This window comes from Paracoccus versutus (genome assembly GCF_000763885.1).
GTDB lineage: Bacteria > Pseudomonadota > Alphaproteobacteria > Rhodobacterales > Rhodobacteraceae > Paracoccus > Paracoccus versutus.
In genome coordinates this window covers 1-585 of the sequence record NZ_JRKO01000176.1, presented here as the reverse complement: position 1 = coordinate 585, position 585 = coordinate 1, and the positions used below count along the sequence as shown (strand labels likewise).

The 585-nt window shown below is 68.9% G+C and carries 1 pseudogene; it reads right to left on the bottom strand.

The features are described from left to right. A pseudogene (locus tag IT40_RS26520) lies at positions 1–585 on the bottom strand (Re/Si-specific NAD(P)(+) transhydrogenase subunit alpha); the annotation flags it as partial.

Here is a 585-nt window from a genome sequence, read left to right as displayed (position 1 = left end):
CTTGCGCGCCCATCCTCGACGGGAAGTCGGTATAGCCGATGATCACCACGCCGTTTTCCGTGACGATGCGCTCGTCCGGCACGGTCAGCTCGCAATTGCCGCCGCGCTCGGCCGCCAGGTCGACGATAACCGAGCCGGTCTTCATCGCCTCGACCATGTCGCGGGTCCAGAGCTTGGGCGCATCGCGGCCGGGGATCAGCGCCGTGGTGATGACGATGTCCATCTCGGGCGCCAGTTCGCGGAACTTCTCGAGCTGCTTTTCCCGGAACTCGGGGGACGAGGGCGCGGCATAGCCGCCGGTCGCGGCCCCGTCCTGCACCTGGTCCTGGAAGTCCAGATAGACGAATTCCGCGCCCATGGATTCGATCTGCTCGGCCACCTCGGGGCGCACGTCGAAGGCATGGACCTGCGCGCCCAGGCTGACCGCCGCGCCGATGGCGGCAAGCCCGGCGACGCCCGCGCCCACCACCAGCACCTTGGCCGGCGGCACCTTGCCCGCCGCCGTCACCTGGCCGGTGAAGAAGCGGCCGAAGTTGTTCGCCGCCTCGATCACCGCCCGGTAGCCGGCGATATTGGCCATCGAGG